The sequence below is a fragment of the Bellilinea sp. genome (assembly GCF_034432615.1).
Classification (GTDB): Bacteria; Chloroflexota; Anaerolineae; order Anaerolineales; family Anaerolineaceae; genus Bellilinea.
In genome coordinates this window covers 1-8,655 of record NZ_DAOUBL010000224.1, presented here as the reverse complement: position 1 = coordinate 8,655, position 8,655 = coordinate 1, and the positions used below count along the sequence as shown (strand labels likewise).

At 57.3% G+C, this 8,655-nt stretch carries 3 protein-coding genes and 1 pseudogene; 3 read left to right on the top strand and 1 reads right to left on the bottom strand.

Features of this window, described 5'->3' with window-relative positions:
• A pseudogene (locus VAE48_RS09965) lies at positions 1 to 511 on the top strand (DNA repair protein RecN); the annotation flags it as partial.
• A 28-nt stretch (positions 512 to 539) separates the two neighbouring features.
• Positions 540 to 4,076, top strand: a complete 3,537-nt coding sequence (locus VAE48_RS09960; protein WP_322793175.1) for an AAA family ATPase — start codon at positions 540 to 542, stop codon at positions 4,074 to 4,076.
• 187 nt (positions 4,077 to 4,263) lie between these two features.
• On the opposite strand, the gene VAE48_RS09955 is transcribed toward VAE48_RS09960, so the two are convergent.
• Entirely contained in the window at positions 4,264 to 6,672 is a 2,409-nt protein-coding gene (locus VAE48_RS09955) for an endonuclease MutS2 (RefSeq protein ID WP_322793174.1), read from the bottom strand.
• A gap of 307 nt (positions 6,673 to 6,979) precedes the next feature.
• Between VAE48_RS09955 and ettA the strand changes: the two genes are divergently transcribed.
• Positions 6,980 to 8,655, top strand: a 1,676-nt coding sequence (gene ettA, locus VAE48_RS09950; protein ID WP_322793173.1) for an energy-dependent translational throttle protein EttA, incomplete at its 3' end; no start/stop codon positions are given.

Below are 8,655 nucleotides of genomic sequence, written 5' to 3'. Positions count from 1 at the left end.
GAACGGCGCGGGTGATCCGCTGGCGTTTGATGAGAATGGTGTGGATCAGGTGGAGTTCTTAATTGCCCCCAACCCTGGGGAAGGCTTGAAACCGCTGGTGAAAATTGCTTCAGGCGGTGAAACCTCGCGCTTGATGCTGGCCCTCAAGCGGGTACTCACTCAGGCCGATTCGATTCCCACCTTGATTTTTGATGAAATTGATCAGGGAATTGGCGGGCGGGTTGGTGCGGTGGTGGGTGAAAAGCTGTGGCTGCTGGCGCGCCAGCATCAGGTATTGTGTGTGACGCATCTGCCGCAGCTGGCCGCCTTTGGCGATCAGCACTTTTCGGTGCGCAAGGAGGTGGAGGGCGGGCGAACTTCTACCCGGGTTGAACTGCTGGAAGGAGATGCCCGCTTAATTGAACTGGCGCAAATGCTGGGTGCTGTAACTCAGGTTAACCTCAACGCTGCCCGTGAGACCCTGCAAATGGCACAGGCACGGGCGTTGCAACTGGCAGGCAGACTGGTATGACAGACAGCGAAGCTGGCTGTATGACGGAATGGAGGTAGATGCGGCCATGGAGGAAGGCGCCAAACAATTGCGCGTTCTTCTGCTGGGCTCACCGCGGGTTTTCTACGACGAGCAGGAAATCCACATCAAGCGGCGTCTACTGCGGGCTTTGTTTTTCTATCTGGCAAGTCAACCTGATCCGGTGGGGCGCAGTGTGCTGATGGACCTGCTCTGGCCGGAGGAGAGCGAGGAAGACGCCCGCCGTCATATTCGCGAAGCGCTCAGCAAATTGCGCGCCGAGCTGCCTGAAGCTTCCCTGATTGTGGCAACGCAGGATCATGTTCGGCTGGATAGCGAGCAGGTCTATGTGGATTTGCTCGAGTATCAGGCTTTGCTGGAGCAGGTGCGCCCTTACCTGCAGCGCGGCATGCACACCCCCCTGCCCGAAGCCATCTACCAGCAGATGGTCAAGGCAGTCAATTTGTGGCGCGGAACGGAATTCCTCGCCGGAGCCAACCTGCCATCCACCGATGGCTTGGATCACTGGCTGAGTTTAACCAGCCAGTCACTTTCTTACAGTTTTCAGAATTTGCTGGAAACCTTGAGCGAGCATTGCGCCATCAGCGGCGATCTGGAAAATGCTGTGCATTGGATTCGCAAAGCCATCCAGCTGGATGAAGAAAATCCGGATCTGTATTATCAATTGATCCAATGGCTGTACGATTTAGGCCGGCGCAGTGAAGCGCTTGGCGAATGTGATCGTATCCGGCATGTGTATGAGTCGATGGGTGAAAGACTGCCCACCATTCTGAACAACCTGTGCCAGCGCATTCGTGAAGCGGCGGATTTTCCACCATCCCAGATGGTGACCCCATGGCACAACATGCTTACCCTGCAGTTGCCATTTGTTGGGCGGAAAAAGCTGCTGACGGACCTCAAACTGGCCTTACAGCGCGGCGGTGTGGAGATGATTTGGGGGGAGGGCGGCGCCGGAAAATCGCGGCTGGTGTTTGAATTTTACCAGTCGCTGCAGCCTGCGCCGCGCTTGCTGCTGGCGGCGGGTTTCTCGCATTTATCCGAATTACCTTACCAGCCGCTGATTGATCTGCTGCGCCATTCGGTAACGGTGGAGGAATGGCATCAGTTAGATGCCGTCTGGGTCAGTTACCTGACCACCTTATTGCCGGAATTGCCCTCCTTGCGGCCGGATGTTTCTCCCCCCGTTGAAATTTCGCTCAGTCTTCAGCATCAGCAGATAGCCGAAGCGTTTTTGCAATTATTCCGCATTCTTTCCCGCCGTCAGCGGCTGTTGCTGTTTGTGGATGATGCTCAATGGTGTGATGAGCTGACCTTTCATGTGCTGGCTTATTTGCTCGATCACCGCTTGTTTTCTCAACATGGTTTGCTGGTGGTTGCGGCGCGGCCCGAGGAACCCAACATGGCATTGGAGCGTTTCCTCAGTCAGTCGCAGATTCCATGGATGGTTCACCACAGCAAGCTGGAATTGCTCAACCGCGATGAAATCAGCGAACTGGTGCGCCTTGCCCTCGGCAAACCCGCGCCGGATGAATTGATTGATCGGCTGGCGCTGGAAACCGGCGGAAATCCTCTGTTTGTGCTGGAAACCCTGCGCGCCGTGCTGGATTTCAATCTGAATGTCAATCAGCTGAAAGTTATTCCGCATCTGCCGCTTGCCAGCAGCATTCATGCGCTGGCGCGGGAGCGGCTGCGCCTGCTGGAGCCGCAGACCCGCCAGGCGCTGGTTACCGCAGCGGTGATTGGCAATGCCTTCCCGCTGCGTGTGCTTCAGACGGCCGCACAACTGGATATTGAAGAATGTGTGCGGGTCATCGAGGAACTCGAACGAACCCACCTGATCCGCCCGATGGTTTCCAAAGACCATTCCCGTCAGTACGCATTCATCCACGACAAGATTCGCGAAGTGCTGCTGTTCGAGCTCAGCCCGGCGCGGCTGCAATTGCTCAACTTGCGGGTTGCCGAGGCGTACATGGCTCTGGAAGAAAGCGCCGCCTATGCCGAGCGGATTGCCAGTCATTTTGAGCTTGCCGGTGAAAACCTGCGCGCATTTCAATACTGGCTTTTCACAGCCGAGAATGCAATCGCACATCATCAGACTCAAGCCGCAGAAAGCGCTTTCCGGCGGGCAGAAAAAATCCTGCCGCGTATTGAAACGGAGTTGACGGAGGGGCATTTATACCGTCTGTATGCCCAATGGGGAGAGTTTTGCTGCCGGCAAAATCAGCTGGAGCAGGCTGAACAGAATTATGCGGCATTGCTGCGCTTTGGGGAGTTGCGTTACTCGCCCTTGTTGATCGGCACTGCTTACAGCGGGCTGGCACGGGTGGCTGGTTTGCGTCAACAGGCACGCCTTGCGCTGGCCCAACTGGAACATGCCATTCCCTTCTTGCGGCAATCCGGCAGTCCATACGAAATGATCGAAGCCGGAAACCGCCGGGCGGACTTCCTCACCCAATTGCTTCGCCATCAGGAAGCGATTTATTCGCTGGAAAATGTTCTGGAGATGGCCGGTTCCATCCATGATCAGCGTACCAGCCGCGTGGTAGCCGAGGCGCAGGCAAAACTGGCTTACAACTATCTTTTACTGGCACAACCCGAGCGGGCTCGTGCAGCGGCGCAGCAGGCGCTGGAAAGCAGTCTCTCGGTGGCCGGGCTGGCATTCCGCATTAATGCTCTGATGTGGCTGGCGTTGAGTGAATATCTGCTGGCAGAATTCAATCCTGCCATGCAGCATTGCGAAGAAGCCATCGAGATGGCACAGGCGGTAGGAGATGAGATGCGCCTGGCGTATCTCTTGACCGTTCGCGGCAATATCCGCCTTTACCGGGGTGCGCTGGAAGGTGCATGGCAGGACAGTCAACAAGCCATTCGGCTGATGGAGGGCGGCAAAAACGACGATATTCTGGCGCGGGCGATTTGCATTCAGGGTGATTTGCTGACCTTCCTGCGGGATTATGAATCGGCTGTTGAATATTACCGGCGCGGTCTGGAAATCAGCCGTAACCCGATCAGCGCCATGGAGTGTCTCTTCCGGCTGGGTACAGGCCTGGTGCTCAACGGTCAGCCGGAGAACGGTTTCCCCTTCCTGCACAAATCCATCGAATTGAGCCGTGAATCGGGGCTGGAAATCATCCGTCTGCCGGCGCAAATGGGAGAGGTGCTGAGTCGAGTGCTGGATCCCAACCGCCAGCTGGATACCCAGACTGTGGATGAACTGAAAAACGAAGTTGAACAGCATGGATTAACTGCCCTTGGGCTGATCTATTACTGGATTGCTGCCCAACTGGTCCGCGATGAGGATAGCGGTCGGGCAATTGAAGACGGTCGTCAACTGATCCGTCGTGGGCGGGAGTTGGGGATTCTCTGGGCGGAGATTGCCGGGCTGGAACTGATTTTGGGGCTGCCCATCTCACCTGAAGAGCGCCAGACAAGAGTGCGGGAATTAAACGGTTTAATGGGGTATCTGGGCGATCAGGCGCGGGCAGTGGGGTTGAACGATTGTTATATTCGACTACGCGAAAGGCTTGATTCGCGCATTATTTTGTAATTTTTTGCTCACACTTTGTCCACATTCCGTCAATGCCCGGCTGGTATAAAAGCATCAACAAACAAGCCAGTTCGGGCGGATTTACTAGGGGTCATCCGCATGAAAGAGCGATCGTGGATGGGGATCAACACGATCGCTCTTTGTTTTCCGGTCGGGAGATTGTTTTTTGGCAAGAATGGAGGATGGATCATCCTTCCCGCAGGTGGACGACGGTTACCCCTTCTCCGCCTTCGCTTTCCAGACCGGTTTCCCAGCCGGTCACAAATTCGTTTTGCTTGAGGAAATCCCGCACGGCCTGACGCAATTTGCCGGTGCCTTTTCCGTGAATAATGCGCACAAACGGCATTCCGCTCAAATAGGCCGATTCAAGATAGCGCTGCAGGGCTTCCAGGGCTTCATCTGCCCGTTGACCGCGCAGGTCAAGCTCCATGCCGGGGGAAGGGCTGAATACAGCCGGGCGGGATGCCGACGGACGAGCCGCAGAAACCGGCCGGGTTGCGGCTGCAGCTGGTGCGGGCGGAGCTTCGGCGGGTGGAGGACTGCCCGGGCGTTCAATTTCCTCCGGACGGGCGCGCAGGCGCAGATTCCCCATCTGTACCTCGATTTCCGATTGACCCAAGGCAGTAATCACCCCGTCCATTTGCAGCGAGCGCAAACGCACTTTGTCTCCCAGGCGTAATGGACGGGAAGGTTCAATCAGCGTACGCACGACCGGTTTTTCGGCTTCGCTTTGCAGTTCTTCCAGGCGTTCCTGGAGTGGTTTGAGCGCCTCCAGCGGTTGGCGCGCGCGCTGCAATTCCCGGCGCAGGGCATCCAGCTCGGCGCGCAGGGCGGCAATTTCCTTTTCCTGTTCCTGGCGGGCTTTTTCCAGAATCTGATGCCGCTCTTCTTCAATCTTTTCCAGCCGTTGCGCCAGTTCACGGCGCAAATTTTCCGCCTGAGAGCGCAGCCGGTCGGCTTCACTGCGTGCTTTACGCGCCAGTTCGCGCTGGCGGTGAATCTCATCCAGCAGGTCATCGGCGCGCAGGTCGGTGGGGTTAATCATGCCCCGCGCGGCTTCAAGAATTTCAGACGGCAGGCCGAGCCGTTCGGCAATCGCCAGCGCGTTCGAGCGTCCCGGCAAGCCGATGGTCAGGCGGTAGGTCGGTTTGAGCGAGCGCAGGTCAAACTCCATGCTGGCATTCACCACGCCGGGCGTAGCGTGGGCATAGGCTTTCAACTCGGGGTAGTGGGTGGCGATCAACGTGGTAACCCGTTTTTCGACCAGATAACCCAAAATGGCGCGTGCCAGCGCGGAACCCTCCTGCGGGTCGGTGCCGGCGCCCAGCTCATCCAGCACCACCAGCGAAAACGAGTCCATCCGCCGCAGGATGCGCACAATGTTGGTGATATGACCGGAGAAGGTGGAAAGTGACTGTTCGATGGACTGTTCATCGCCAATATCGGCGTAAATGTCGCGGAAGATGCTGAATGCCGAGCCGCTTTGGGCAGGAATGTGCAGCCCTGACTGCGCCATCAGCGCCAGCAGCCCGACGGTTTTCAGCGTAACCGTTTTTCCGCCGGTGTTGGGGCCGGTAATGACCAGGGCGTAGGTGTGTTCATCCAGAACCACGTCAATCGGCACTACCGTTTGAGGATCCAGCAAGGGGTGGCGCGCCTGATAGAGGACAATAGTACTGCCGGGGTGTTTTTCGCGGCCGGTTTTGCGGAAGGCGGTCAGTACCGGCTCGGCGGCGTGCAGGTCATCGGCGTATTTGGCGCACATGAACGCCAGGTCGAGGCGGGCGAGGGCTTCCACGATGGCGATGATGGCCGGGCTGTGTGCCCCAATCTGATCAGAAAGTTCACTCAGGATGCGCCGTTCCTCATCCCTTTCTGCCAGCTGTAGTTCGTGCCAGGCGTTGTTGAGTTCCACCACCGCCAGCGGTTCGACGAACAGGGTGGCGCCTGAGGATGACTGATCGTGGACGATGGCGCGGATACGCCCGCGCGATTCGGCCCGCAGGGGGATGACATAGCGCCCATTCCGCAGGGTGATGATGGCTTCCTGCAGGTGGGGGGCATTTTTGGGGTCCTGCAGCATTTTTTGCAGGCGGGAAAGCAGCCGCTCATGAGCCACCTTGATTTCGGCGCGCAGAGAAGCCAGTTTGGGCGAGGCGCTGTCCAGAACTTCGCCGCGTTCGGAGATGGTGCGCGAGATGGCTTCGATCAGCCCGGGCGGCGGTGCCAATGGCTGGGCAATGGCTGCCAGATGCGGGTATTCCGTCTGCTTGTTTTCCAGTGTGCGAAACAATTCGCGGGCAGCGATCAGGGTGGATTTGATTTCCAGCAGTTCGGTGGGCAGCAGCACACCGCTGCGCGCGGCGCGTTCGGCCAGCGGGCGCACATCCCGCGCTCCACCAATGCCGACTTCCGATTTCACGCTCAACAGACGGCGGGCTTCACTGGTGGTGGCCTGGCGGGCCAGAGCTTCCTGCAAATCGGCGGTGGGCCGCAGACTGCGGGCCAGCTCGGCAGAAGCGGAAAAATCGGCATAACCGGCCAGCCGTTCCAGCACTTTGGGAAATTCCAGCATCGAAAGTGATTTTGCATCCATGACGGGTTGATTGTAATCCAGATTTAATGATCGTGGTTAACGTCAGATTGCTTGTAGAAAGACACCCGCAAGCGGCGAAAAAAGTCCATTCCAGATCCCTCACATCGCCTGGTAATTTGGGGTAGGGGAAGGTGTGTGGGTCATGCGGACGGTTGCGGCGCTTGCGCGCAATCACAGCTTTCAAAAAGCCATTTGAATGGCTTTTCCGAACAGACCTTAAGAGTGTATACGCAGACCATCCGGGGAAGTTGTGTCATCAGTATGGGAAGCGCGCGGTTAAGGTAAAATCAACCACAGAGAGGCTGCCATGACAAACGAACCCAACAAAATTATTTACTCGATGATCGGCGTCAGCAAGTATTACGACCGGAAACCGGTTTTGCAGGATATTTATCTTTCGTATTTTTATGGCGCCAAAATTGGAGTCATTGGCTTGAACGGTTCCGGCAAGAGTACGCTCCTGCGCATTCTGGCCGGGGTGGAAAAGGACTTCAACGGTGAGACCGTGCTGGCGCCCGGCTACACGGTGGGTTATCTGGAGCAGGAACCGCAACTGGATGAGGAAAAGACCGTGCGTGAAATTGTTGCCGAAGGCGTGCAGGAAGCCATGCAGCTGTTGGAGGAATTCAACCGGATCAGCGAACGCTTTGCGGAACCGTTGACGGATGAAGAAATGAGCGCGCTGATCGAAAAACAGGGCGAAGTGCAGGAAAAAATTGACCACCTTGGGGCATGGGACATGGATGCCCGCCTGGAAATGGCAATGGATGCCCTGCGCTGCCCGCCCGGTGATACCCCGGTTAAAGTGCTTTCCGGTGGAGAACGCCGCCGGGTGGCGCTGTGCCGGCTGCTGCTGCAAAAACCCGATATCCTGCTGCTGGATGAACCGACCAATCACCTGGATGCCGAAACGGTGGCATGGCTGGAACGCCATTTACAGGAATACCCCGGCACGGTGATTGCCGTCACCCATGACCGCTATTTTCTGGATAATGTCGCCGGCTGGATTTTGGAATTGGATCGCGGGCGGGGCATTCCCTACAAGGGGAATTACTCCGGCTGGCTGGAACAGAAAAAGGCGCGCCTGATGACGGAAGAAAAGCAGGAAAGTGAACGAGTCCGCACGCTGGAACGCGAGCTGGAATGGATCCGCATGGCGCCGCGCGCCCGGCATGCCAAATCCAAGGCGCGTATTCAGGCTTATGAGCGGCTGCTCAGTCAGGAAAATGAAAAAGCCGCCAGAGAATTGGAGATTTACCTCCCGCCCGGCCCGCGGCTGGGCAATCTGGTAATTGAGGCAGAGCATGTTTACAAAGGCTATGGCGACCGTTTGCTGATCGAGGATATGAGCTTTTCCCTGCCGCCGGGCGGTATCATTGGCATTATTGGTGCGAATGGAGCCGGTAAGACCACCCTGCTGCGCATGATCACCGGCCAGGAAAAACCCGATTCGGGTACTTTACGCATCGGCGAAACGGTACAAATGGCGTATGTGGATCAATCGCGGGATGTGCTCGATCCGCAGCGAACGGTGTGGGAGATGATCTGCGATGGGGAAGATGCCATCCGTCTGGGTGAACGCGAGGTGAACTCGCGCGCTTATGTGGCGCGGTTTAACTTTACCGGTGCAGATCAGCAGAAAAAAGTGGGTATGCTTTCGGGTGGCGAACGCAACCGCGTTCACCTGGCGCGAATGCTCAAGCAAGGCGCCAACGTGCTGCTGCTGGATGAGCCGACCAATGATCTGGATGTCAACACCCTGCGGGCGCTGGAAGAAGCGCTGCTAAACTTTGGCGGTTGTGCGCTGGTGGTCAGCCATGACCGCTGGTTTCTCGATCGGATTGCCACGCACATTCTGGCGTTTGAAGGCGACAGCCGGGTGGTGTTTTACGATGGCAACTACACCCAGTATGAAGCCGACCGCCGCGCCCGGCTGGGAATTGCCGCCGACCAGCCGCACCGCATCACCTACCGAAAATTGAC

What these genes read in the sequence shown, in the direction of transcription:
- VAE48_RS09960 (WP_322793175.1), top strand. Translation starts at nt 540, where the DNA reads ATGGAGGTAGATGCGGCCATGGAGGAAGGCGCCAAACAATTGCGCGTT.
- VAE48_RS09955 (WP_322793174.1), bottom strand. Translation starts at nt 6,672, where the DNA reads ATGGATGCAAAATCACTTTCGATGCTGGAATTTCCCAAAGTGCTGGAA.